The organism is Dickeya sp. CFBP 2040 (genome assembly GCF_012273755.1).
In the GTDB taxonomy this organism is placed as follows: domain Bacteria; phylum Pseudomonadota; class Gammaproteobacteria; order Enterobacterales; family Enterobacteriaceae; genus Dickeya; species Dickeya poaceiphila.
Genome location: NZ_JAAVXH010000120.1, coordinates 22,509 through 47,367 on the forward strand (window position 1 = coordinate 22,509; position 24,859 = coordinate 47,367).

Annotated in this window: 21 protein-coding genes, 1 tRNA gene and 1 riboswitch; of the genes, 8 read left to right on the top strand and 14 right to left on the bottom strand. The window is 50.0% G+C overall.

Translation table 11 applies throughout. From position 1 onward, the window contains the following. The first annotated feature begins 121 nt into the window (after positions 1–121). A complete protein-coding gene (cls, locus tag Dpoa2040_RS17875; RefSeq protein ID WP_168642111.1) occupies positions 122–1,582 on the top strand; it encodes a cardiolipin synthase in 1,461 nt (486 codons plus the stop codon). Positions 1,583–1,635: 53 nt separating this feature from the next. Beyond that, complete coding sequence (locus Dpoa2040_RS17880) at positions 1,636–1,959, top strand: HI1450 family dsDNA-mimic protein (RefSeq protein ID WP_042870461.1); 324 nt, start codon at positions 1,636–1,638, stop codon at positions 1,957–1,959. Positions 1,960–2,073: 114 nt separating this feature from the next. Here Dpoa2040_RS17880 and oppF read toward each other — a convergent pair whose 3' ends face one another. The 6 genes from oppF to Dpoa2040_RS17910 form a co-directional block, all read right to left on the bottom strand. Beyond that, complete coding sequence (oppF, locus tag Dpoa2040_RS17885) at positions 2,074–3,078, bottom strand: murein tripeptide/oligopeptide ABC transporter ATP binding protein OppF (protein WP_042870459.1); 1,005 nt, start codon at positions 3,076–3,078, stop codon at positions 2,074–2,076. Then, positions 3,075–4,064, bottom strand: coding sequence for an ABC transporter ATP-binding protein (locus tag Dpoa2040_RS17890; protein WP_042870457.1), 990 nt, complete (start codon positions 4,062–4,064; stop codon positions 3,075–3,077). The genes oppF and Dpoa2040_RS17890 overlap by 4 nt, the downstream gene beginning before the upstream one ends. Positions 4,065–4,080: 16 nt before the next feature. After that, positions 4,081–4,989, bottom strand: coding sequence for an oligopeptide ABC transporter permease OppC (gene oppC / locus Dpoa2040_RS17895; RefSeq protein ID WP_042870456.1), 909 nt, complete (start codon positions 4,987–4,989; stop codon positions 4,081–4,083). Positions 4,990–5,001: 12 nt separating this feature from the next. Continuing rightward, entirely contained in the window at positions 5,002–5,922 is a 921-nt protein-coding gene (oppB, locus tag Dpoa2040_RS17900; protein ID WP_042870455.1) for an oligopeptide ABC transporter permease OppB, read from the bottom strand. Positions 5,923–6,024: 102 nt separating this feature from the next. Then, on the bottom strand, positions 6,025–7,668 hold the full coding sequence (oppA, locus tag Dpoa2040_RS17905) for an oligopeptide ABC transporter substrate-binding protein OppA (RefSeq protein ID WP_168642112.1): 1,644 nt from the start codon (positions 7,666–7,668) through the stop codon (positions 6,025–6,027). A 1,097-nt stretch (positions 7,669–8,765) separates the two neighbouring features. Beyond that, on the bottom strand, positions 8,766–9,410 hold the full coding sequence (locus Dpoa2040_RS17910; protein WP_168642113.1) for a YchE family NAAT transporter: 645 nt from the start codon (positions 9,408–9,410) through the stop codon (positions 8,766–8,768). A 554-nt stretch (positions 9,411–9,964) separates the two neighbouring features. Here Dpoa2040_RS17910 and adhE point away from each other — a divergent pair. Then, on the top strand, positions 9,965–12,667 hold the full coding sequence (gene adhE / locus Dpoa2040_RS17915; RefSeq protein ID WP_168642114.1) for a bifunctional acetaldehyde-CoA/alcohol dehydrogenase: 2,703 nt from the start codon (positions 9,965–9,967) through the stop codon (positions 12,665–12,667). 59 nt (positions 12,668–12,726) lie between these two features. Here adhE and Dpoa2040_RS17920 read toward each other — a convergent pair whose 3' ends face one another. Further along, on the bottom strand, positions 12,727–13,200 hold the full coding sequence (locus tag Dpoa2040_RS17920) for a DUF3757 domain-containing protein (protein ID WP_042870445.1): 474 nt from the start codon (positions 13,198–13,200) through the stop codon (positions 12,727–12,729). A gap of 816 nt (positions 13,201–14,016) precedes the next feature. Continuing rightward, a complete protein-coding gene (locus Dpoa2040_RS17925; protein WP_042873901.1) occupies positions 14,017–14,616 on the bottom strand; it encodes a thymidine kinase in 600 nt (199 codons plus the stop codon). A gap of 386 nt (positions 14,617–15,002) precedes the next feature. Between Dpoa2040_RS17925 and hns the strand changes: the two genes are divergently transcribed. Beyond that, the gene (hns, locus tag Dpoa2040_RS17930; protein WP_013317859.1) at positions 15,003–15,410 is read left to right on the top strand and encodes a histone-like nucleoid-structuring protein H-NS; all 408 of its coding nucleotides are present in this window, start codon (positions 15,003–15,005) and stop codon (positions 15,408–15,410) included. A 98-nt stretch (positions 15,411–15,508) separates the two neighbouring features. Here hns and galU read toward each other — a convergent pair whose 3' ends face one another. The 3 genes from galU to rssA form a co-directional block, all read right to left on the bottom strand. Continuing rightward, positions 15,509–16,420: a UTP--glucose-1-phosphate uridylyltransferase GalU gene (galU, locus tag Dpoa2040_RS17935; RefSeq protein ID WP_042870442.1), complete on the bottom strand. Its 912-nt coding sequence runs from the start codon at positions 16,418–16,420 to the stop codon at positions 15,509–15,511. Between the two features lie 199 nt (positions 16,421–16,619). Next, a complete protein-coding gene (gene rssB / locus Dpoa2040_RS17940) occupies positions 16,620–17,636 on the bottom strand; it encodes a two-component system response regulator RssB (RefSeq protein WP_168642115.1) in 1,017 nt (338 codons plus the stop codon). 60 nt (positions 17,637–17,696) lie between these two features. Beyond that, positions 17,697–18,587 (bottom strand): patatin-like phospholipase RssA, encoded by an 891-nt coding sequence (gene rssA / locus Dpoa2040_RS17945; protein ID WP_168642116.1) that lies wholly within the window; start codon positions 18,585–18,587, stop codon positions 17,697–17,699. 222 nt (positions 18,588–18,809) lie between these two features. Between rssA and Dpoa2040_RS17950 the strand changes: the two genes are divergently transcribed. From Dpoa2040_RS17950 to Dpoa2040_RS17960, 3 genes are all read left to right on the top strand, one after another. Next, positions 18,810–19,277 carry a YchJ family protein gene (locus Dpoa2040_RS17950; RefSeq protein ID WP_168642117.1) on the top strand — a complete coding sequence of 156 codons (468 nt, stop codon included), beginning with the start codon at positions 18,810–18,812 and terminating at the stop codon, positions 19,275–19,277. A gap of 79 nt (positions 19,278–19,356) precedes the next feature. Next, a complete protein-coding gene (gene purU / locus Dpoa2040_RS17955) occupies positions 19,357–20,208 on the top strand; it encodes a formyltetrahydrofolate deformylase (protein WP_042870435.1) in 852 nt (283 codons plus the stop codon). Positions 20,209–20,371: 163 nt separating this feature from the next. After that, positions 20,372–20,456: transfer RNA gene (locus Dpoa2040_RS17960), tRNA-Tyr, on the top strand. A 182-nt stretch (positions 20,457–20,638) separates the two neighbouring features. Here Dpoa2040_RS17960 and Dpoa2040_RS17965 read toward each other — a convergent pair. Continuing rightward, the gene (locus Dpoa2040_RS17965) at positions 20,639–21,259 is read right to left on the bottom strand and encodes a trimeric intracellular cation channel family protein (RefSeq protein WP_042870433.1); all 621 of its coding nucleotides are present in this window, start codon (positions 21,257–21,259) and stop codon (positions 20,639–20,641) included. A gap of 20 nt (positions 21,260–21,279) precedes the next feature. Continuing rightward, positions 21,280–21,374: riboswitch (glycine riboswitch) on the bottom strand. A 231-nt stretch (positions 21,375–21,605) separates the two neighbouring features. Between Dpoa2040_RS17965 and xthA the strand changes: the two genes are divergently transcribed. Continuing rightward, the gene (gene xthA / locus Dpoa2040_RS17970; RefSeq protein ID WP_168642118.1) at positions 21,606–22,412 is read left to right on the top strand and encodes an exodeoxyribonuclease III; all 807 of its coding nucleotides are present in this window, start codon (positions 21,606–21,608) and stop codon (positions 22,410–22,412) included. A 51-nt stretch (positions 22,413–22,463) separates the two neighbouring features. On the opposite strand, the gene Dpoa2040_RS18450 is transcribed toward xthA, so the two are convergent. Next, on the bottom strand, positions 22,464–22,712 hold the full coding sequence (locus Dpoa2040_RS18450; protein ID WP_168642135.1) for a DUF1496 domain-containing protein: 249 nt from the start codon (positions 22,710–22,712) through the stop codon (positions 22,464–22,466). Positions 22,713–22,933: 221 nt separating this feature from the next. Next, positions 22,934–24,859 (bottom strand): DNA topoisomerase III, encoded by a 1,926-nt coding sequence (locus Dpoa2040_RS17980; protein ID WP_168642119.1) that lies wholly within the window; start codon positions 24,857–24,859, stop codon positions 22,934–22,936.

Below are 24,859 nucleotides of genomic sequence, written 5' to 3' on the forward strand. Positions count from 1 at the left end.
ATCCACGTCCTTATTTGCCATACACTATGGTATTCAGAGTAAAGGACTTTCCCCTTTATGGAACTATGCATACACTTGACCAGGTGAACATTACCGCAACAGGGAATCGTGCATTGTTACTATGACAGCATTTTATACTGTACTGAGCGGATTACTGGCTTTCAGCTATTGGCTGCTTATTGCCAGTATTACGCTACGTATTCTGATGAAAAGGCGTGCTGTCCCTTCTGCAATGGCCTGGCTGTTAGTGATTTATATTCTGCCATTGGTCGGGATCGTCGCTTACCTGTTATTTGGTGAACTGCACCTGGGGAAACGTCGCGCAGAGCGCGCTCGGCAAATGTGGCCGGTTACCGCCCAGTGGTTACGGGAGCTAAAAGAATACCGCCGTATTTTCGCCACCGAAAATAGCGAAGTGGCGCGCTCATTATTCCAGCTGTGCGAACGCCGCCAGGGTATCGGCGGTATCAAAGGCAATCAGCTACAGTTATTGACCTCATTTGACGGCACCATCAAAACACTGCTCCGTGACATCGAATTAGCCCATAACAACATCGAAATGGTGTTTTACATCTGGCAAATGGGTGGTCTGGTAGAGCAGGTGATGACTGCCCTGCTGGCAGCATCTCGGCGCGGAGTCAAATGCCGCATCCTGCTAGACTCAGCCGGCAGCGTGCAGTTCTTTCACAGCACGTATCCGGAGATGATGCGCACCGCCGGCATTACAGTAGTGGATGCGTTGCAAGTGAATCTGTTGCGCGCTTTCCTGCGCCGAATGGATTTGCGCCAGCACCGCAAGGTGATCCTGATAGACAATCGCATCGCCTATACCGGCAGCATGAATATGGTGGACCCGCGTTACTTCAAGCAGGAATCCGGCGTTGGTCAGTGGGTAGATCTGATGGTGCGCATCGAAGGGCCGGTAACCACCACGATGGGTGTTATCTATAGTATGGACTGGGAAATGGAAACCGGTCAGCGCCTGCCGCCACCGCCGCCCGATGTAAACATCATGCCGTTTGAGCAAGAACGCGGTCATACAGTGCAGGTCATCGCTTCTGGTCCCGGCTACCCTGAAGATATGATTCATCAGGCGTTACTGACCGCGGTTTACTCTGCCCGTCACCAGTTGATCATGACTACCCCTTATTTTGTACCGAGCGATGACCTGCAACACGCCATCTGCACCGCCGCCCAGCGCGGCGTAGAGGTCAGTATCATCGTACCGTGCAAAAATGACTCCATGATGGTTGGCTGGGCCTGCAAAGCCTTTTTCACTGAATTACTGGCGGCGGGAGTCAAGATTTATCAATTTGAAGGTGGGTTGCTGCATACCAAGAGTGTACTGGTTGATGGGCAACTTAGCCTGGTCGGAACAGTCAATCTGGATATGCGCAGCCTGTGGCTGAACTTCGAAATCACCCTGGTGATTGACGATGACGCATTCGGCAGCGACCTGGCCTGTGTACAGGAGGATTATATGTCCCGTTCGCGCCTGTTAAGCGCTGAAGAATGGTTAACGCGCCCTTATTGGCAACGTATTGTCGAGCGGCTGTTCTACTTTTTTAGTCCGTTGCTGTAATCACACTGCCCTTCATGCTCTAATACCCCATCACGTTTTAACAGGAATGTTGTATGGATTTAAATAACCGCCTGACAGAAGATGAAACGCTGGAACAGGCTTACGATATCTTTCTGGAACTGGCGCCGGATAACCTGGACCCCGCAGACATCCTGCTGTTCAATCTACAGTTTGAGGAGCGCGGCGGTGCGGAACTGTTTGATCCAGCTGAAGACTGGCAGGAGCATGTGGATTTCGACCTGAATCCGGACTTTTTCGCCGAAGTGGTCATTGGTTTGGCCGATCAGGAAGGTGAAGAAATTAATGATATTTTCGCCCGCATCCTGATCTGCCGCGAAAAAGATCACAAACTGTGCCACATCCTGTGGAAAGAATGACGAACCGTTTCGTAAAACTCGCAGGGTTTAGCTGTTCACCACACTGACTAAACGCTAAAAACAGCAAAACGCCCCATTAACGGGGCGTTTTTACTTAATAAGCTTAACAACACATTACGATATTGGGTCCACCTTCAGGCAAGACACCGCGTGACGGAAGCTGCCTTCAAGTACTGGCCGGGTTTTGGCGCACTCCGGCCCGACAACCGGGCAACGGGTGCAGAAAACACAGCCCGACGGCGGGTTAATCGGTGACGGCAGATCGCCTTCCAGCAGTTGAATCTGCTTGTTGCGCTCTTTATCCGGATCAGGAATCGGTACCGCTGACATCAATGCACGCGTGTAAGGATGCTGCGGATTGTGGTACAGCTCGTCATAAGTCCCCAGTTCTACCGCATGGCCCAGATACATCACCAGCACGCGGTCAGAAATGTGTTTAACCACCGACAAATCATGGGCGATAAAGATCAGTGACAGCCCCATCTCCCGCTGCAACTGTTGCAGCAGATTCACTACCTGAGCCTGAATCGACACGTCCAGCGCGGAAACCGGCTCGTCACAGATAATCAGCTTCGGTTCCAGAATCAACGCACGAGCAATACCGATACGCTGACACTGACCACCGGAAAATTCATGTGGGTAGCGGTTGATGAGGTTCGGCAGCAAACCGACCTTCATCATCATCGTTTTGACGCGATCTTTCACTTCCTGGCGCGACATATCCGGATGGTAGGTACGCAACGGCTCAGCGATAATTTCGCCGATGGTCATGCGAGGGTTGAGCGAGGCCAACGGGTCTTGGAAGATCATCTGAATATCGCTACGTACATCACGCCATTCAGTGTCACGCATTCCCAGCAGGTCTTTTCCCAGCCAGCTAATACGCCCGCTGGTCGCTTTTACCAGACCAATAATGGCGCGAGCCAGCGTGGATTTACCACACCCCGACTCCCCGACCACGCCCAGCGTTTCCCCTTCGTACAAACGCAGGGTAACGCCATCCACAGCCTTGAGCTTTTTAGCCGGCTGCCAGAACCACTGCTTGTCATCACGGATATCAAAGTGGACTTTCAGTTCATCCACTTCAAGCAATACTTTTTTGTTTTCCAACTCATTCATACTAATTCCCCCACACTCCGGAAACAGGCACGCAGACGCCCTTCGCCAAACGACGTCAATTCAGGCGTATGGTGGCACTGTTCCTGTGCATACGGGCAACGCGGCTGGAAAGGACACCCTTTAGGCAAACGCAACAGGTTGGGTGGATTTCCCGGAATAGTGGCCAGCACCTCATTCTCCTCATCAAGACGGGGAATCGCTTTCAACAGGCCAAGTGAGTACGGATGCGTCGGTTCATAGAAAATTTCGCGCGCACTGCCGTACTCCATAGTCCGACCGGCGTACATCACCAGTACTTTATCGCAAATACCGGCCACCACGCCCAGGTCGTGGGTGATCATAATAATGGCGGTATTGAATTCACGTTTCAGGTCATTGAGCAATGTCATGATCTGCGCCTGCACCGTTACGTCAAGCGCAGTGGTCGGCTCGTCGGCGATCAGCAGTTTGGGGCGGCACAGCAGTGCCATCGCAATCATCACACGCTGGCGCATCCCGCCGGAAAACTCGTGTGGATACATGCGCATCCGTTTTCTGGCTTCCGGCATTTTCACCGCATCCAGCATACGTACCGATTCTTCAAATGCTTCGCTTTTGCCAAGCTTCTTGTGCTGCATCAGCACTTCCATCAACTGATCGCCAACACGCATGTAGGGGTTCAGCGATGTCATCGGGTCCTGAAAAATCATGGCGATCTCTTCCGCACGCAGGCGATTAAGTTCGCGCTCCGGCAGATTGAGAATCTCACGACCATTAAATCGGGCAGAGCCGCCGATACGGCCATTGGCCGCCAGCAGGCCCATCAGCGCAAACGCGGTCTGAGACTTACCAGAACCGGATTCCCCGACAATCCCCAGCGTTTCACCAGCACTGAGCGAAAAATTAAGATCATTCACTGCCGTGACATCACCATCCGGCGTACTGAAAGTCACGCGCAAATCTTTCACATCAAGCAGCGCATCGCGGGTTTCTGACGTATTCACCATAATATGAAGCGTCTCCTTAGCGGTCTTTCGGGTCGAGGGCATCACGCAGGCCATCGCCGATAAAGTTAAAACAGAACAGAGTTACCACCAGGAAACCGGCGGGATACAGCAGCAACCATGGCGCTACTTCCATCGAGTTGGCGCCATCGTTTAGCAACGCGCCCCAACTGCTTAGCGGCTCCTGGGTACCCAGACCAAGGAAACTCAGAAAAGATTCGAACAGGATCATGCTCGGCACCAGCAGCGAGGCATACACCACTACCACGCCCAGCACATTCGGCACCACATGACGCAACACGATGCTACGGGTGGATACACCGCAGACCAGCGCAGCTTCAATGAACTCTTTACGCTTCAGGCTCAGCGTCTGACCGCGGACAATACGCGCCATATCCAGCCAGGACACCATGCCGATAGCGACAAAGATCAGCAGGATATTTTGTCCGAACAGGGTCACCAGCAAAATAACGAAGAACATGAACGGAAAGGAGTTAAGAATCTCCAGCAGACGCATCATCACTGAGTCCACTTTACCGCCCATATAACCGGACGCGGCGCCATACAGCGTTCCTACAATGACCGCCACCAACGCGGCGGCAACACCGACCATCAGGGAAATGCGGCCACCGATAGCCACACGCACCAGCAGGTCGCGACCAGAAGAGTCGGTACCGAAATAGTGTTTGGACAGCATATCAGGCGCGCTGGACATCATATTCCAGTCGGTATCGGCATAGTTGAACGGAGCCACCATCGGGCCGAGAACCACAAACAGCGTAATAAGCGTCAGGACAAACAGACTGGCCAGCGCAGCCCGGTTGTGCATGAAGCGACGACGCGCATCCTGCCACAGGCTGCGTCCTTCCACTTCCAGTTTTTCGCTGAAGTTATCCAGCGCTTCGCGGTTACGTTTATTCCAGAACATCAGTGATTTACCTTAGTAACGGATCTTCGGATCGATGACCGCGTACAGCACATCGATGATCGCATTAAACAGAATGGTCAGCGCCCCCACCAAAATAGTCAGGCTAAGTACCAGCGAATAGTCACGGTTAAGCGCCCCGTTAACAAATAACTGACCAATACCCGGTAAACCGAAAATGGTTTCAATCACCATGGAGCCAGTAATAATCCCCACGAACGCAGGCCCCATGTAGGAAAGTACCGGCAACAGTGCAGGCTTCAGTGCATGGCGCAGAATAATTCGGCGCAACGGCAGCCCTTTGGCGCGTGCGGTGCGAATAAAGTTTGAATGCAGCACTTCAATCATCGAGCCACGGGTAATACGGGCGATGCTGGCAATATAAGACAGGGATAACGCGACCATCGGCAGAATAATGTATTTCGGCGCGCCACCATTCCAGCCGCCGCCCGGCAACCAACGCAGGGTGATTGCGAAAACCAATACCAGCAATGGAGCCACCACAAAACTTGGGATCACTACCCCGGTCATGGCAAAGCCCATTACCGTATAGTCCCATTTACTGTTTTGATTTAATGCGGCTATCACGCCGGAGGTCACCCCCAGCAGTACCGCCAACAGAAATGCAGCGGCCCCCAATTTAGCCGACACCGGGAACGCCCGAACGACCAAATCATTGACCGAATAATCTTTGTACTTGAAAGAGGGACCAAAGTCGCCTTTCAGTAATTGCACCAGATAATTGCCATACTGTTTGATCATTGGATCATTCAGATGGTATTTGGCTTCGATATTCGCCATCACTTCAGGAGGAAGATTGCGTTCTCCAGTAAACGGACTTCCCGGCGCCAGTCGCATCATGAAAAACGAAATAGTGATCAGGATGAACAGCGTCGGGATTGCTTCCAGGCAACGACGGAAAATAAATTTTAACATTGACCTTACCTATAAACCGGTCTGAAATTTTCGTTTCTATTTATCAAACTTTATCAAACCGAATAAGGGCCGAGTGCCAGTCAGCACCCAGCCCCGTCATCATTAATGCTTGATAATATAAAGATTTTTGACATTCAGGTTATCCAGAGGATCTTTACCTGTGATGCCACCCACATAAGGTTTAACCAGACGGGTATTGGCGTAATAGTACACCGGAACCACCACTGCGTCTTTTTCCAGCAGCATCTCGGCCTGTTTGTAAACGTTAACACGCTCTTCTTCGGTTTTGGCGGCCAGTGCATTCGCCATCAACTTATCGAAATCCGCACTCTTATAATGCGAGGTGTTGCTGCTGCTATTGGCGATCATGATGTTCAGGAATGTGGTCGGTTCGTTATAGTCCGCACACCAGCCAGCACGAGCTACGTCAAATGTGCCCTGGTGACGACTATCCAGAAACGTTTTCCACTCCTGATTTTCCAACTTCGCATCTACGCCAATGTTGCTTTTCCAGATGGAAGATGCAGCGATAGCCAGTTTTTTGTGCAGATCGGACGTATTGTACAGCAGGTTAAAGGTCAGCGGTTTTTCAGCCGTGAAACCAGCTTCAGCCAGCAGCTTTTTCGCTTCGGCGTTACGTTTTTCACGCGACCAGCTCACCCACTCCGGCGGAGTCAATTTACCTTCCAGACCATCGATATACGGCGGCGTGAAACCAAACGCTGGCGTATCACCCTGACCTTTCACCTTGTTGACCAGAATGTCCTGATCCAACCCCAACACCAACGCCTGACGCACACGCGCATCGGTAAACGGCGCTTTCTGGTTGTTGATCTCATAGTAGTAGGTACACAGATACGGATCCGCCTTCACTTCGTTGGGGATCTCTTTTTTCAGTTTCTGGAACAGCTCAATCGGCAGGTTGTTATACGTCATGTCGATCTCACCGCTACGGTAACGGTTCACATCCGTCACTTCGGAGGAGATCGGCAGATAAGTCACTTTATTGATAATGGTATTCGCGTTATCCCAATAATTCGGGTTGCGCTCCAGAACGATTTTTTCGTTCACGATCCATTCTTTCAGCGTGTAGGCACCATTGCCAACCCAGTTGGCCGGTTGAGTCCATTTGTCGCCAAATTTCTCAACCACTTTTTGGTTCACCGGGAAAGTAGACGGATGCACCAGCAGCTTATAGAAGTACGGAACCGGCTCGCTCAGCGTGACTTCCAGCGTATGGTCGTCAACAGCTTTCACGCCCAGCGTATCAGGCGATTTTTTGCCTGCAACAACGTCGTCAATGTTAACGATATGGCCAAACTGCAGGTAACTGGCATAAGGTGACGCCGTTTTCGGGTCAGAAACACGCCGCCAGCTGTAGACGAAATCCTGTGCGGTGACTGGCTCGCCGTTGGACCATTTGGCGTCTTTACGCAGGTGGAAGGTCCAGACTTTGAAATCTTTGTTGTCCCAGCTTTCTGCTACACCCGGAGCCGGGTGGCCGTCCGGAGAGGTAACCAACAGCCCTTCCATCAAATCGCGCGCGATGTTGGATTCCGGCACGCCTTCCATTTTATGGGGGTCCAGCGAGGCAACTTCAGAACCATTATTACGTACCAGTTCCTGCTTTTCAGCCAGTTGCACACCAGCCGGCACCTTGGCTGCCCAGGCAGAAACGCCAGCAGAGGCAGTGATAGCCGCGAGAATACTGACCGCCAGTCTTTTTTTAATAGTGTTGTTTACCATTATTTACCTTGCTCCTGTTCTACTGTTATCACCCAATCAGGCATATAACCTTTTTTACGTATTACGCGGACAGACAACATCGCCACCAGAGGAACGAATCTGGCAACATGGCCGCTTAATCACATCAAAATTGTTTTATCCACGCAGCCAGGCCAATACCCAGTGTGCCGCTCTGACGTGTTGGAAAAATCAACAGAGATAAAAACAGCACATTATTTGGGCAACCCAAAAACTGCCGTAGTCCCTTCATCGGACCGGCAGTTTGCAGCCATTTCCACTCTTCCCTGATGTTACGCTCTCCTGCAAAAAAGCAGCTAAGGATAACGTTTTAATAAATTTAACTTATCCGTAACAGCCAAGAGAAATAGCGTGATGCCGAACGTATCAGAAGAATCCCGCTTCGCCAACAGATTTTGCAGGCTGTTACTTAAATTTCTTTTCCATCCTGAAATGTCACAAAAAGGACTGAGTAGCTAAATGGATATAAAAGCATCCATACTGCCTGTCGAGAGGCTAAAGATTCAACTGACAGCAGATTGTCCAATAACTTGTAAATATGAAAGAATTAACAGTAATTCAGAGCAAAAACCGGACGATAAAACACTATTGCAACCAACACCCTCCTTCACGATTACGCCACCTTGACATGTGAATAAATTAACAGCAAATGCGCCATCCTTTCAGCAGAACGACAGTCATATATCACCCCACAAAAATTAGTTTATCTAATGAATTAAACCAAAATAAAAATAAATCATGGCACATCAGGCGATAAATAATAGTAAGGGATGCCCTCGTTTCTACCGGACGGAACAAGCGGGTATGGCTTGAAGAGAAAATATTAATAAAAATAAGGTATACCCAAAATAATTCAGGCTGCGGGGCAAAATGTGGGGGGAATTGAACAACGTCACGCGGCAACGCATGGCGTCCACGAAAGATGAGGCCAGTAAACCGTTGGCATAAGCGCCATTAGTAGCAGACGGAATAAAAAAGTGAACGATTCCTCAACGAGATAAACGCCTCAATAAAGAGGCGAGTAATAACAAACCAATATCCTTCAGATTGCGACGTATCACCTGTAGCCACTTTCGCCGCTATAATAGGCCGGGAAACAGCGCCCGAATGCCTGTCACGATAAACTCTATGCCGAGCGACATCAGCAACAACCCCATAATACGTGTTACTACGTTAATGCCTGTTTGCCCAAGCAACCGCACCAGCGCTGGCGCGACTCTAAACAGCAGCCAACAACAGAATGCAAAAACAGCAATCGCCACCGACAATCCCAACAGATTCTGCCAGCCGTGATAACGGGAACTCCAGACAATAGTGGAGCTGATTGCCCCTGGTCCCGCCATTAATGGTAACGCCAGCGGTACCACACCAATACTTTCCCGGTTGGCGGTTTCCGTCTTCTCTTGTTTATTCTGCTTATCTTCGCCCAGCTTGCCGCTTATCATCGACATGGCAATGGTCGTTATCAGAATACCGCCTGCAATTCTGAACGAATCAATCGAGATGCTGAATAGCCGCAAAATAGTATCACCAAAAAACAGAGCGCCCCACAGAATGATCACCACGGAAACATTCGCAGTCAGGTTAGTTCTGTTCCTCCCGTCTCCAGCCTGATAGCTGGTCATGCTGATAAATATGGGCAAAATACCCACTGGATTAATCAATGCAAACAACCCGATAAAAAACTTGATGTAACTGGAGAAATCCAAGACAGGCTGAATCACATTCCACCTCTGAAAATTATTGTCAACACCAGGAATCCTTGGCGATCCGCCGCCACACACCGTGACATCCCTACAATAATGTAAAGCACTGCCCTCCTCCATCCCTGGTCAGTATGATTATCCTCTATCCAACCCCCAATTCTCGATACAAATTCATATAAACACACGCATAAACCGGTCATTTATTTTTAACAAATCGCACAAATAAATGATAATAGATCTCAATATCAGCCATGCTGAATGGTGTCAGCATGGCGATTTAGCGAGAATGATCACAAAAAACCGGCTAGCAACGAGGTATGCTGATTTCATTCTGAAGAGCAGGAAACCAGAAATAGTAGGTTATACCGTCACGTTGGCGACGGCTTTAGGAAAAGAATTAAGAAATTCATATTTCTGTTATTAACCCAGGCAACCGTCTTCATCAGGAGCGCTTTGAGTCAATGGATAACCGCCAAAGCAAAATTATCAGGTGCTTCAACCATTATCTATACTGCTTATTATTTATCTGGCTGACCATTGACTGAAAGAGCTTAACATTACAGGAGAGCATTATGGCCGTAACAAACGTTGCTGAACTTAACGCTTTGGTCGAACGCGTCAAAAAAGCGCAGCAGGAATTTGCAAATTTCACGCAGGAACAAGTTGACCGGATATTCCGGGCTGCTGCACTCGCGGCAGCCGATGCCCGTATTCCGCTGGCGAAAATGGCAGTCGCCGAATCCGGTATGGGTATCATCGAAGACAAGGTAATCAAAAACCATTTTGCCTCCGAATACATTTATAACGCTTATAAGGATGATCAGACCTGTGGTGTACTTTCCGTCGATGATACCTTTGGCACCATTACGATTGCCGAACCTATCGGTCTTATCTGCGGTATCGTTCCAACCACGAACCCGACTTCCACAGCGATATTCAAGGCGCTGATCAGCCTGAAAACCCGTAACGGCATTATCTTCTCTCCTCATCCACGTGCGAAAAACGCGACCAACAAGGCAGCCGATATCGTGTTGCAGGCAGCAATTGCCGCTGGCGCCCCTAAAGATATCATCGGCTGGATTGATGAACCCTCGGTGGAGCTGTCCAACCAACTGATGCACCACCCGGATATCAACCTGATCCTGGCAACCGGTGGCCCCGGCATGGTAAAAGCGGCTTACAGTTCCGGTAAACCGGCAATTGGCGTAGGCGCAGGCAATACCCCGGTAGTCATTGACGAAACGGCTGATATTAAACGTGCCGTAGCCTCAATTCTGATGTCCAAAACCTTCGACAACGGTGTAATTTGTGCCTCCGAACAATCGGTCATCGTGGTTGATGAAATCTATGATGCCGTACGTGAACGCTTCTCAACGCATGGTGGCTACCTGCTGAAAGGTAAAGAGTTGCAGGCAGTACAGGCGATTATTTTGAAAAACGGTGCGCTCAATGCAGCCATTGTTGGTCAGCCAGCTATCAAGATCGCTGAAATGGCAGGCATCTCAGTACCTGCCAGCACGAAAGTACTGATCGGCGAGGTAACCCATGCCGACGAGTCAGAACCGTTCGCTCACGAGAAACTCTCCCCGACGCTGGCGATGTATCGGGCGAAAGATTTTGAAGATGCCGTCAACAAAGCGGAAAAACTGGTCGCCATGGGGGGTATCGGCCACACCTCTTGCCTGTACACCGATCAGGACAATCAGGCTCGTCGCGTCAACCATTTCGGCGATAAGATGAAAACCGCGCGTATTCTGATCAATACGCCAGCATCACAAGGCGGTATCGGCGATCTGTACAACTTTAAGCTGGCGCCGTCGTTAACGCTGGGCTGCGGCTCATGGGGCGGTAACTCCATCTCTGAAAACGTCGGTCCGAAGCACCTGATCAACCGTAAAACGGTGGCTAAGCGAGCTGAAAACATGCTGTGGCACAAACTTCCCAAATCCATCTATTTCCGTCGTGGCTCCCTGCCGATCGCGCTGGAAGAAGTCGCAAGCGACGGCGCCAAACGCGCCTTTATCGTGACCGACCGATTCCTGTTTAATAACGGTTACGTAGATCAGATTACCTCCGTACTGAAACAGCAAGGTCTGGATACCGATGTCTTCTTCGAAGTAGAAGCCGACCCAACGCTCAGCATCGTTCGTAAAGGCGCAGAGCAGATGAATGCGTTCAAACCAGACGTTATCATCGCACTGGGTGGGGGGTCGCCGATGGATGCCGCCAAGATCATGTGGGTCATGTACGAGCACCCGGATACCCACTTTGAAGAGCTGGCGCTGCGGTTCATGGATATCCGCAAACGTATCTACAAGTTCCCGAAAATGGGCGTGAAAGCCAAATTGATCGCCGTCACCACCACTTCCGGTACGGGTTCTGAAGTCACGCCGTTCGCGGTGGTAACCGATGATGCCACCGGCCAGAAATATCCGCTGGCAGACTATGCACTGACCCCGGATATGGCGATTGTAGACGCCAATCTGGTGATGAACATGCCGAAATCCTTGTGTGCGTTCGGTGGACTGGATGCGGTAACCCACTCGCTGGAAGCGTATGTATCCGTACTGGCGAATGAATACTCCGATGGACAGGCGCTGCAGGCGCTGAAGCTGTTGAAAGAAAATTTACCGACCAGTTACCGTGAAGGGGCGAAAAACCCGGTCGCCCGCGAACGCGTCCACAACGCTGCGACTATTGCCGGTATCGCGTTTGCTAACGCCTTCCTGGGCGTCTGCCACTCTATGGCGCACAAACTGGGTTCTGAGTTCCATATCCCGCACGGTCTGGCCAATGCGTTGCTGATTAGCAACGTGATTCGTTACAACGCCAACGATAACCCGACCAAGCAGACCGCGTTCAGTCAGTATGACCGCCCACAAGCGCGCCGTCGTTATGCGGAAGTGGCCGACCATCTTGGCCTGAGCGCGGCCGGCGACCGCACGGCTCAGAAAATCGAGAAACTGTTGGCCTGGTTGGAAAGCATGAAGAAAGAGCTGGGTATCCCCACCTCTATCCGTGAAGCTGGAGTACAGGAGGCCGACTTCCTGGCTAAAGTGGACAAGCTTTCTGAGGATGCGTTTGACGACCAGTGTACCGGTGCTAACCCGCGTTATCCGCTGATTGCTGAGCTGAAACAAATCCTGCTGGATTCGTTCTATGGCCGTCCGTTTGTTGAACACACGGTTGCTGATGCCAAAGCCGCTCCGGTTGTGGCCAGCACCTCCGTCAAAGCGGAAAAAACCGAGAAAAAAGAGAAAAAAGTCACCAACTAATGTTGTGTTGACCTAAGGTAATCTCAAAGCCCTGTATCGCATATGCAGGGCTTTTTATTTTAATTGGCGTCAATCCGCAATGGGGTAAACAGGCACTTATCCACTGATTTTGTGCATTCATATCCCTGAATACCAACCGAACCCTTCTCTTTTTTCCAGTTGGGCTGCCCACTAATCGAAACGATGAGCGTCGTTAATTTACGCTCATCACCTTTTTTTTGGTACGAGAGGTCAACTACACCATCAGCACCGCTTAACGAGTAAGTGCAGTTAGTTAATGTTCCATCTTTCAGGCTATTCTTCATAGAAATGAACTCCACAGCAGAAAAGCCTTTGACCAACGCTGGGTCATGCTTCTGAGAAACCCAACGACCAACCCACCCCACACGCTTCTCCTGCGCAACAAATACACCTTGACTATATGTTATACTTTCTGGCGTAGGGCAACTCAGGGTTTGAGCTCGACTTGACATCACGCAAGACGATGCAGTTAATGCAACGATGAACAGACTGATTTTGTGAATATTCGCCATTAATTGCCCCTCTTTCGATAAGTGTGGTTATCTCTATGCAACATGACTTTCGCACCAAGGAAATTTATAACTCGCTTAAATACCGCTGATTTTCCAATCTGGTCATTGCAAGGCAGTATGACACCAGAAATTCCCTGAACATATCAGAAATTCCCTGAATAATGGGGTGTCCTGTCTCTGGCGAAATGTTCATGGCGCTGAACAAAAACTGATACGCCACCTGCCGTCTCTACGTTTTCATCATAGATATATTGTCATTATGTCGGCATCAGCAATCCCTTGAAACAGTATATATTGTTCCAGTTTTATGTTCATAGCGTTGGAAAGAAACTAATGCATCTTTTCCACGTTTTAACCATAGACGCACCACTATTCCTGACTAGTTCACTTGAGGAAGGCTAATCAACTGCTCTCAATAGCACTAACATGTGTGAACCATGTCATTCGACGGAAACAACGAAAAAGATAGTTAACACATAGTAACAAATACGTGATTTGTATTATCGATTTTTACCAAAGTCACAAAAAGATGATCATTCTTTCTATCCAATTATTAATAAATCTGGCTAACTGTTTATCTGTTACTCGATACGCCTCATACTTCCTTCACGTTGCAAGCACTCTGGACGCTCGCCCTATTTCACAGTCTTTCCCCCTGTAAACGAGGCCAGCAGCCGTGATCAAATCAGCTTTCTCGCATTCCCAGCTTGACGCGTCATAGTGCCTGTCATTGCCTTGAAGAGCCAACGCATTGCATTATTCATATTCAGCACGTTGGCTGTTTCCCTGCATTGCGAATTATTTAGACTATATGAATTATTCCGTTTCGAGTCGGGTTAATCCCAGTGCCATTTTATAATGTTTACGGCATACCGATACATAACTCTCATTCCCGCCAATAACGACTTGCTCGCCTTCAATGACGGGTTTTCCATGCGAATCTACCCGCAATACGTGATTCGCTTTACGACCACAATGGCAGACAGTTTTAAGTTCTATCAGTTTGTCTGCCCAGGCCAATAAATAATGACTACCGCTAAACAATTCCCCACGGAAATCAGTACGCAGGCCATAACAAAGAACGGGAATGTCTAATTGATCGACAACATCGCACAACGCATTTACCTGTTCACGCGTTAAAAACTGACTTTCATCAATTAACACACAGTGAATAGTTTGCTGGCGATGCTCCTGTTCAAGTATCTGGAATAAATCTGTCTGTTCGTTAAACAATAACGCGGGTGAAGAGAGTCCGATGCGAGAACTGACGACGCCGCTTCGCCCCGAACGATCATCTATTTCAGCCGTAAACACCAGCGTTCGCATTCCTCTTTCCTGATAGTTATATGAAGACTGCAATAGTGCTGTCGATTTCCCCGCATTCATTGCGGAATAATAAAAATAAAGCTGTGCCATGGCCCCTCGTTCAACGGCATTCAACCGCTCAGTAATCATTAAAATTTATTGTAACATAGGTATTACCACCGACGGGTGTTCAGTTACACGCCGTCAGCCCCACATGAAGGCGATGAGTCATTCTGTGATTTGGTAATATAAAACGCCCCATCATGGGCTCGAAGATACTATCGACACGCTTATCACATGGCTATTTCCACTACAGACTACGCTAACAGAATGTATTAGCTGGGTTGTTATAAATTTATATTGCCCGACCAACACGTGATTTTCGTTTTAAGTTTGCTAAATTTTAACAACCTGACAATTTTACCTATTGCAGAAAATAAAACGTCACTCTATTATCACTGTACTGTCACCGATAATATTATTTTGAGATTAATCCAATGAGCGAAGCACTTAAGATTCTAAACAACATCCGCACCCTGCGCGCCCAGGCAAGAGAATGTAGCCTTGAAACGCTGGAAGAAATGCTGGAAAAACTGGAAGTCGTGGTAAATGAACGCCGCGAAGAAGAAAACCAGGCTCAGGCAGAAATTGAAGAACGCACACGCAAATTACAACAGTATCGTGAAATGCTAATTGCCGATGGTATTGACCCGAACGAATTACTGCAATCGCTGGGTTCAAGCAAAGTAGCCGGTAAAGCCAAACGTGCAGCACGCCCGGCTAAATATCAATATACCGACGAAAACGGCGAGCTGAAAACCTGGACCGGCCAGGGCCGTACCCCAGCAGTGATCAAAAAAGCAATCGAAGAACAGGGCAAGTCTCTGGATGATTTCCTGCTGTAATTTTTAGTCCAAGAATAAAATAGAAACACCCCTGTGAAAGGGGTGTTTTTTTATGTCTGAATTCTCCCTATATTGAACTCACGTACAGGGAGAAACGACTAATTGGCATCTTCTGCTATTGCTTCTTTCAGCCACTGAGTAAAGTCTTCACCCAGTGCATCATGCCGGATACCATATTCTACGAACGCAGCCATGTATCCCAATTTATTACCGCAGTCATGACTTACCCCTTTCAGGTGATAAGCTTCAACGGTTTCTTTTTCCATCAGCATGGCGATAGCATCGGTCAGTTGAATTTCATTGCCTGCACCTGGTTGCGTTTTCTTCAATAGATCCCAGATTTGATCAGACAGCACATAACGCCCAACGACAGCCAAATTAGATGGTGCTTCCGATGCTTTAGGTTTTTCCACTACGCCAACCATTGGCGCGCTATCACCCGGTTTTAATTCCGCACCCTTACAATCCACCACGCCGTAACTGCTGACGTTTTCCACTGGCTCAACCATAATCTGGCTATAGCCTGTACTATAAAAACGTTGCAGCATTTCGCTAAGGTTATCTTTCTTCAGATCAGATTCATATTCATCAATGATTACGTCAGGCAAAATAACCGCCACCGGCTCATCGCCTACTAAAGGATGAGCACAAAGCACAGCATGACCTAATCCTTTCGCCAGCCCCTGACGAACTTGCATAATAGTGACATGCTCAGGACAAATAGCCTGAACCTCTTTCAGTAACTGGCGCTGAACGCGTTTTTCCAGCATTGCTTCCAGTTCAAAGCTAGTATCAAAATGATTTTCTATTGAATTTTTAGAAGAATGTGTAACTAAAATTATTTCATTGATACCGGCAGCAATGCATTCATTAACCACATACTGGATTAGCGGCTTATCGACCAGCGGAAGCATTTCTTTGGGAATGGCCTTGGTAGCAGGCAACATACGTGTCCCCAACCCAGCCACTGGAATGACCGCTTTTTTTACTTTTTTATTAACAGTTGACATAAACAACCTCGTATATATCGTTCAAATAATGAGCTTTATTTGTCCGGCGCATAAAACCGCGAAAGTATATCAGGTTAAATGCACGATGCTCGTCCAATCTGGATTCGTGATGAAAAATCATAGACCCTATACTAGGGAATAAAGAATAATAACGATAGATACGCCTGTCCGAAGTGCGGGGTAATTCGCAGCTATCAGATTAGTCTGTAGACAACATCAGGCGCAGGCGACCACCGCTTCCCCACATTTGACACTGCCACGACTCACACTGATAACTGATCTGATTAAGGTAAGCGGATTCCAGCGTTCCCAAGGGTACTCCGTTACTCAACCCAATGCTTTGGTCCTCCACACTTAACCTGGCATGTAACCCCGCTGAAATCAGAATAAGCCGCCCCAGTCCACGGTGGTAATAACCAACCAGCAAAGGAAATCGACCCTGTAGGTTCGCCCGACGCAGTAATTGGTTAACCTGATTGAGCAGTACAGGTAATTCAGGCAACCGATGCTGCTGATGCACCAGATGTTCCTGCAACAGACTATTGAACAACGCCCTCAGCAGCAATGCCGCCAGCACACCATGATTATTCGCAGCCTGTGTGACATCAAGACAATAAAATGCCAGTTCATCTTCGGATAACGCCGCGATATCAAGCACCAGCCCCGGTGTGTCCGCCGCCATCAGTTGCCGGTAATTGATACGACAATTCGCCAGCGTCTGCTGGACTGGTGGCTGCAATTGCTCCAGCAGTTTCAAGGCAGCACCCGGCGACTGATTTAGCGAATCCAAATCATGCATGAGTTGTTCGACTTCATTCGCCTGAGAACTGAACATCGCCGGGTATAGACAAGCCATCACCGATTCGCGCAAGCGGGTGTAGTCGTGAAGGGGTTTAAGCAGCACATCCTGAACGCCAAGACGTAATATTTTGGCGATGTCTGCCAGATGGCTGGTAGCAGACACGACCAACACCGGCGTCGAGATATCATGCAATCTCAACCGCTCGACGAATTCAAACCCCCCCATCATCGGCATGTTAAGATCACAGATAATCAGGTCTGGCGGTTGACAAGCCATTTTTTCCAGCGCATCCCTGCCGTTATCCGCCTCATGTACCTCAGCGCCAAGGGATGTCAGATAGCCAGCCAGTACAGAACGGAAAACAGCCTCATCCTCAACAACCAAAATGCGCTTTCCCATCAGTGGTTGTGCCATCAGCGACCCCTTAGCATCGCTTATCATCATTCGTTGCCGAATCCTAAATCAGAAATTACCCTATATACTCCGGTTAACCAGCGGCAATAACAACTCCCGCTGTTTTTCTACCGCTATCCTGCCTGATTCAATGGCCTCTTGCGCCCGATGAAAATCCAACGTGGCGATTTGTGGGCAATAGGGTTGGATCAATATATCTGGAGGATCACCCGCCATACGATTCATCTTCAGCCGATTCTCCAATACCTGTATGGAGGTACTCATTATCTCCATCGCAGTGGGCGTCACCTCAGTCTGTCTACGAAAACGGTGAGAAAGCCGATGACGAATACGCTCACGCCAGCTATCTGGCGTAGTTTTCGTCTGCTCTGGTTTAGCAGACAGCAAATTATGCTGCTGCAAACTGGCATCGTGCTGCAAATCCACCGCAATCACGACATCGGCTCCCATCGCACGGGTCAATGATATCGGAACCGGATTAACAACAGCGCCATCAACCAACCAGTAACCATTCAATGGTACAGGGGACATCAACCCAGGCATACTGCAAGAGGCGCGAATAGCCAAATGTAAATCGCCCTGAGTTAGCCACAGCTCTCTTCCTGTACTCAGGTTAGTCACCACTGCTCCATACTTGATAGCACACTCCTCAATATGTTGCGTACGTAGCAAATGCTTTACATGGTTGAAAACGCGATCCCCTCGCAATAATCCGCCCCGGCGCCACGAAAAATCCATCAGGCGAATCACATCCCAGTAACGAAAATCTTTCACCCAGTGCGTCATGCCGTCCAGGTTATTTGTGGCGTAGGCAGCACCAACCAGCGCCCCTACCGAACACCCCGCCACCACGTCAGGTACAATCCCTAGCTCTTCGAGCGCTTCCAGCACACCGATGTGCGCCCATCCCTTAGCTGCGCCAGATCCCAACGCCAGACCTATTTTCCGCATGATGTTCCTCCCGTGTTTTATTCCAGGCGACGTCACGTCATGATGTGTGACAGCAGCTGATATCAATGACATGGCGAAATACCGCCTGAATTCAGCCTTGCTGTTGTACCTTCACACCGCAAGATTATTGCGACGGACAAACCCTATTGAGTAACATAACGCACGCTTTACCCGTGGCGTCTCAATTATTTAACTTTATTGCAAAATCTTGCAGGAGATATTGTGTCTGAATGTTGCCCATGCGGCAGTACCCAGCCTTACGAACACTGCTGTCAGCCTTATCTGCGCCGCGATAGCCAGCCATCCCGCCCTGATCTGTTGATGCGTTCACGGTATACGGCCTATGTTAAACAGGACATTGATTATCTGGTCGCTACCTGGCATCCAGATTGCCACGCTGAGAACTGGCGAGCAGACATCGCCGCCAGTTGCACCGATACTCACTGGCTTGGGTTACAGATACTGGATGTTGCACCGGGGAAAACCGCGGACGAAGGGTATGTCGAGTTCGCTGCCTGCTATAGCACCATCGGGCATCCGGATCGTCGGGTGCTGATGAGAGAGCGTTCCCGCTTCCTTCGCCATCATGATCGCTGGTACTATGTTGACGGCGTCCACTTACCAACCGGCAGGAACGACGCCTGTCCGTGCGGTTCCGGCAAAAAATACAAAAAGTGCTGCGGACAATAATGCTTTTACATTAGCGCGGTGAGCCCGACATCGCGTAACGGCAATATCTGATTTATGTTTTGGACAGGACCCCAATTCCATGCAATCCCAGAATATCCAGAGAAAAATTTTACGGACAATCTGCCCTGATGCAAAAGGGCTTATCGCCAAGATCACCAACATCTGCTACAAGCACGAACTCAATATCGTACAAAACTCGGAATACGTTGATCACCGTACTGGTCGTTTCTTCATGCGTACGGAATTGGAAGGTATTTTCAACGACACCACACTGCTTGCCGATATGGACAGTGCGCTACCAGACGGTTCTATGCGTGAATTGATCAGCGCCGGGCGTCGCCGCGTTGTGATTTTGGTTACCAAGGAAGCCCACTGTCTTGGCGATCTGCTGATGAAAAGTACCTATGGTGGCCTGGATGTCGAGATCGCAGCTGTCATCGGTAACCACGAAACGCTGTGCACGCTGGTAGAACGCTTTGATATTCCGTTCCATCTGGTCAGCCACGAAGGACTGACGCGCGAAGAGCACGATGTGAAAATGGTCGCGCAAATCGACCAATACCAGCCAGACTACGTGGTACTGGCAAAATACATGCGCGTACTGACGCCGGCGTTTGTCCAGCACTACCCCAACCGCGTCATCAATATCCATCATTCATTCCTGCCGGCATTTATTGGTGCGCGCCCTTATCACCAGGCCTACGAGCGTGGCGTGAAAATCATCGGCGCGACCGCCCATTATGTGAACGACAATCTCGATGAAGGCCCAATCATCATGCAGGATGTGATCAATGTTGATCACACATACACGGCGGATGACATGATGCGCGCTGGCCGCGATGTAGAAAAAAACGTACTCAGCCAGGCGCTGTATCATGTACTGGCCCAGCGCGTGTTTGTTTATGGCAATCGCACCATTATTCTGCGTTGACATGATTCTACATTGATTAGTACGCCGTCATTCTTCGCCCACAATTGCAGCGAGCGGCATAAAAAACCGGCAAACAGACTTGTTTTTGTTTTTTCAACCTTTACAGGGGCGCGACATTTGATATGATGCGCCCCGCTCAGCACGAAAGAGCAATCAGGCCAGTGGTGGGGTTCCCGAGCGGCCAAAGGGAGCAGACTGTAAATCTGCCGTCACAGACTTCGAAGGTTCGAATCCTTCCCCCACCACCATTCTCACCACACATCTTTGCGTTCCTCCCCAAAATACTCTCACGATAATTCATTCACTCAACGCGAAATGTAGTAGTAAAAAAACCAGCAAGAAAATAACGATAGCCGCCCGGTTTCCCCGTACTCGATATTACAATGATACACATACTAATCCGGCATCGTCGTGGTGTTCGATGAAGTGATTACTCTTTCCAGCGTTCCGGCATATAACTAAACACGGGCAACTGCCAGGACCAGAAAATAGCGGCCAGACGAAGCGCTAACCCAGCAGAGAACGAGATCAGTTGGTTCAGATCGTGATTGATGCCGAGTTCACGCAGGCTAAGGTACACCAGCGCCACCAGCAGCGACACACAGGCATACAGTTCTTTGCGTAGCACCATTGGCGTGCGGTTGCAGAAAATATCCCGCAAAATACCGCCAAAAATACCGGTGGTAATCCCCGCCATCACCACTACCGTAGGCGCATAGCCCAATCCGATAGCCACATTACAACCGATAATGGTAAATGCCACTAATCCCATGGCATCCAGCACCAAAAACAGTCGATGCAGGTGATGCATCACACGCGCCACCAGCACAGCAAATAAACCAGCGCCAATGGTGAGATAGATATAAGCAGGATGCTGAGTCCAGACGATGGGGTAATTACCCAGCATAATATCGCGCACCGTGCCGCCACCCAGCGCGGTAATAAAAGCGATCATAGAGACACCGAAGATGTCCATATTGCGGCGGCCAGCAGCCAGCGCACCGGACATACCTTCAGCAGTAATAGCGATCAGATAGATATAGGTCAGCACACAGATACCTTTGTGAATGTGCCCCTCCCTCTGTCCTTTTACCTGAGAGTTTACGCGGTAATACCGCTTGCCCCTTCGGTGGGTTGTCTGGCAACCGCTCTCCAGTTGGCGTCATTAAGATATGCAGTAAGGTGGCCTGAGCGATTATGGGAGTTTGCGCCTTCGGCGGGAAAGTTGTATGACCTTCCGCTCTCCTGCAAGCCGCGGAGTATAAGAGCTATCGCAGCCTGATTCAACCAGCCATCATCGATAGTTATGACTGCCGATGCAGCAATATCGTCACCGTGACTCGACTCCTGCCTTTCTGCTAACATCGGGGCACGTTTTTTTAACAACGGCAGCGAACATGAAGTTTGTTTCTTTCAATATCAACGGGCTGCGTGCCCGCCCCCATCAACTGGCCGCAGTCATCGAACAACACCAACCTGATGTGATCGGCCTGCAGGAAACGAAAGTCCATGACGATATGTTTCCACTCGATGACGTGAAACAGTTTGGTTATCACGTTTTCTATCACGGACAGAAAGGTCATTACGGTGTTGCGCTGCTGACCAAAACCGAACCGCTGGCAATCCGCCGTGGTTTTCCTACCGACGATGAAGACGCTCAGCGTCGTATCATCATGGCGGATCTGGCGACACCGCTCGGTACGCTGACTGTAGTTAACGGCTACTTTCCGCAAGGCGAAAGCCGTGATCACCCTGTGAAATTCCCGGCTAAAACCCGTTTCTATCAGGATTTGCAGCATTACCTTGAGCAGCGCCATCAGGCGGATCAACCCGTACTGATCATGGGCGACATGAACATCAGCCCAACCGATCTGGATATTGGTATTGGCGAGGATAATCGCAAGCGCTGGCTGCGCACCGGCAAATGCTCATTCCTGCCGGAAGAGCGCGAATGGATGGAGCGGCTAAAAAACTGGGGACTGGTCGATACCTTCCGCGCCGCCAATCCCGAATGTCAGGACCAGTTTTCGTGGTTTGATTACCGCTCAGCTGGGTTTGATGACAATCGTGGTCTGCGCATCGACCTGATCATGGCGACGCCCCCACTCGCCAGCCGTTGTACCGCCACTGGCATCGATTATGCCATCCGGGCAATGGAGAAACCTTCTGACCACGCGCCGGTATGGGCGGAGTTCACACTCTGAATCACTAAAATGAATCACTAAAACGGGGCAGTTACCGCCCCGTTATCACACTTATTGCTGCTCTTTGATGATACGCCACACCAGATTATTAGTGCCAAGATTGCTTTTATCGCGCTGACATTGCAGCAATACCCCTTCCGCCCTGACTACCGCACCTTCAGAGTAATTTCTGTTCTGATAAATGCAGCAACTCATGCAATTGGCCTGAGGTTCACGCTGTACGTTGCCGCCATTACCGTTCCCCCAGATCACCTGAGGTGGAACCGGCACCACCACTTCTGTATTGACGCCCCCCGGCATTGTGGACACCGCACTTTGGGTGTTGCTATGAGTACTGCTGTTAGCGTTGTTAGTGGTGAGGGTATTGCTGGTCGTGTTGGTGCTGTTGGTGACGGTGTTACCAGGCGGCAATACCACAGGATTACCTTGTGTCGTCACCGTGGTTTGTGTTGCCGCCTGTGCAGCGGAAGATAACAACAGGCTTGTTGCCATCAGGAAAGAACCCCATGCTTTCATCTGTGTTACTCCTTGTTATTGGCTGAGCGTGACTGGCGACGTTTGCGTTTTTCAGGCAAAGCGCGTTTAACCGGTGGTAACCCCCTGAATGCGTTAATATTACCACTTTGCCGGGCCTGCTGAATCAGTTCATACAGCGACTGGGTCAATGGCTGCATGAAATCCTGATAACGGCAGCGCTTTTCGCTGATCTGCGTCAGTGTCGCTTCCCAATGCGCCGTCATATCAGGGTGTGCCGCCATCGGCGGCAGTGCATGGATCAACGCTTTACCCGCATCAGTGGCGTGAATATAACGCCCTTTCTTTATCAGAAACGCGCGCTTAAACAATAGTTCGATAATGCCTGCCCGCGTGGCTTCGGTGCCCAATCCATCCGTTTCACGCAGAATTTTCTTCAGCGCCTTATCCTGTACAAAGCGAGCGATACCTGTCATGGCGGACAGCAAAGTGGCGTCGGTAAACGGTCGGGGGGGCTGCGTCTGTCGTTCCACCACCTCGCCCCGTTCACACAACAGTTCATCGCCTTTTGTCACAACCGGCAATGGCATTCCTTCGTTTTCCTCGTCTCGCTCTTTGTGACCAAGCAGCGTTCGCCAGCCCGCCTCAGCCAGAAACCGGGCCTTAGCGATGAATTTTCCGCCGGCGATCTCCAGCTCGATCACGCATTTACGAAAGACCGCATCGGCACAGAACTGCATCAGGTATTGCCGGGCAATCAATCCATAGACCTGGCTTTCCTGTTCAGTCAACGCCGTACGGGCAGTGCGCGCTGTGGGAATAATCGCGTGGTGGGCGTCAACCTTGCTGTCATCCCAGCAGCGGTTGCGACGCTCAGGATCAACCGCCGGTTGTGGCAGCAAATCCGGCTGATGCGTTGCAATAGCGTTGAGCACCGCCAGCCGTCCGGCAAAATGCTCTTCCGGCAGATAGCGGCAATCCGAACGTGGATAGGTAATCAACTTGTGCGTTTCATACAGCCGTTGACAAACATCCAGCACCTGCTGGGCACTCAGACCAAAACGTTTAGCCGCTTCAATCTGCAAGGCGGAAAGAGAATACGGCAACGGGGCAGTTTCTGATTCCCGTTTATCATTATAAGCAGTGACCCGTGCAGGTTGCCCTTCAATGCGTTTGACGACATGTTCGGCCAGCGGACGATGCAGCAAGCGCCCTTCTTCGTCCTGATACTGCTCACAGGACTCACTCGGTTGCCACAGGGCAATAAATCGCTCGCTGGCTGGGGTGACAATGTGTGCCTTAACCTCGAAATAGTCGCGGGGCACAAAGTTGTCTATCTCCTCATCACGCCGCACCACCAACCCCAGCACCGGCGTTTGTACCCGACCAACCGACAACACGCCTTCATAACCGGCGTTTTTCCCAAGCAAGGTATAGGCGCGGGTCATGTTAATGCCGTACAGCCAGTCCGCACGCGAACGAGCCAATGCAGAAACACACAGCGGAACGAATTCCCGGTTTTCACGCAGGCGCGACACCGCACGCTCCACGGCCTGCGGGTTGAGGTCGTTGATCAGACAACGGCGCACATGCTGACGTTTTTCTTCCGGCAGCGCCAGATACTCCAGTACTTCGTCTACCAGTAATTGCCCTTCCCGGTCTGGGTCACCGGCATGAATAATTTCATCCGCTTGCGTCAGCAGCTTTTTTATCGCATTCAGTTGCTTGCTGACGGACGGTCGCGGCTGGAGCAACCATTTTTGCGGCACGATCGGTAAATCCGCCAGCGACCAACGCGCGTAACGGGCATCGTACACATCTGGCTGTGCCTGTTCCAGCAAGTGCCCCACACACCAGGTCACCACATCTTGTTCGCCACAGGTAATGAAGCCATCGCCACGCCGCTGCGGTTTAGGCAGCACATCGGCAATAGCTCTGGCAAGACTGGGTTTTTCCGCAATAAACAGTCGCAT

What these genes read in the sequence shown, in the direction of transcription:
- cls (WP_168642111.1), top strand. Translation starts at nt 122, where the DNA reads ATGACAGCATTTTATACTGTACTGAGCGGATTACTGGCTTTCAGCTAT.
- Dpoa2040_RS17880 (WP_042870461.1), top strand. Translation starts at nt 1,636, where the DNA reads ATGGATTTAAATAACCGCCTGACAGAAGATGAAACGCTGGAACAGGCT.
- oppF (WP_042870459.1), bottom strand. Translation starts at nt 3,078, where the DNA reads ATGAATGAGTTGGAAAACAAAAAAGTATTGCTTGAAGTGGATGAACTG.
- Dpoa2040_RS17890 (WP_042870457.1), bottom strand. Translation starts at nt 4,064, where the DNA reads ATGGTGAATACGTCAGAAACCCGCGATGCGCTGCTTGATGTGAAAGAT.
- oppC (WP_042870456.1), bottom strand. Translation starts at nt 4,989, where the DNA reads ATGTTCTGGAATAAACGTAACCGCGAAGCGCTGGATAACTTCAGCGAA.
- oppB (WP_042870455.1), bottom strand. Translation starts at nt 5,922, where the DNA reads ATGTTAAAATTTATTTTCCGTCGTTGCCTGGAAGCAATCCCGACGCTG.
- oppA (WP_168642112.1), bottom strand. Translation starts at nt 7,668, where the DNA reads ATGGTAAACAACACTATTAAAAAAAGACTGGCGGTCAGTATTCTCGCG.
- adhE (WP_168642114.1), top strand. Translation starts at nt 9,965, where the DNA reads ATGGCCGTAACAAACGTTGCTGAACTTAACGCTTTGGTCGAACGCGTC.
- Dpoa2040_RS17920 (WP_042870445.1), bottom strand. Translation starts at nt 13,200, where the DNA reads ATGGCGAATATTCACAAAATCAGTCTGTTCATCGTTGCATTAACTGCA.
- Dpoa2040_RS17925 (WP_042873901.1), bottom strand. Translation starts at nt 14,616, where the DNA reads ATGGCACAGCTTTATTTTTATTATTCCGCAATGAATGCGGGGAAATCG.
- hns (WP_013317859.1), top strand. Translation starts at nt 15,003, where the DNA reads ATGAGCGAAGCACTTAAGATTCTAAACAACATCCGCACCCTGCGCGCC.
- galU (WP_042870442.1), bottom strand. Translation starts at nt 16,420, where the DNA reads ATGTCAACTGTTAATAAAAAAGTAAAAAAAGCGGTCATTCCAGTGGCT.
- rssB (WP_168642115.1), bottom strand. Translation starts at nt 17,636, where the DNA reads ATGGCACAACCACTGATGGGAAAGCGCATTTTGGTTGTTGAGGATGAG.
- rssA (WP_168642116.1), bottom strand. Translation starts at nt 18,587, where the DNA reads ATGCGGAAAATAGGTCTGGCGTTGGGATCTGGCGCAGCTAAGGGATGG.
- purU (WP_042870435.1), top strand. Translation starts at nt 19,357, where the DNA reads ATGCAATCCCAGAATATCCAGAGAAAAATTTTACGGACAATCTGCCCT.
- xthA (WP_168642118.1), top strand. Translation starts at nt 21,606, where the DNA reads ATGAAGTTTGTTTCTTTCAATATCAACGGGCTGCGTGCCCGCCCCCAT.
- Dpoa2040_RS18450 (WP_168642135.1), bottom strand. Translation starts at nt 22,712, where the DNA reads ATGCCGGGGGGCGTCAATACAGAAGTGGTGGTGCCGGTTCCACCTCAG.
- Dpoa2040_RS17980 (WP_168642119.1), bottom strand. Translation starts at nt 24,859, where the DNA reads ATGCGACTGTTTATTGCGGAAAAACCCAGTCTTGCCAGAGCTATTGCC.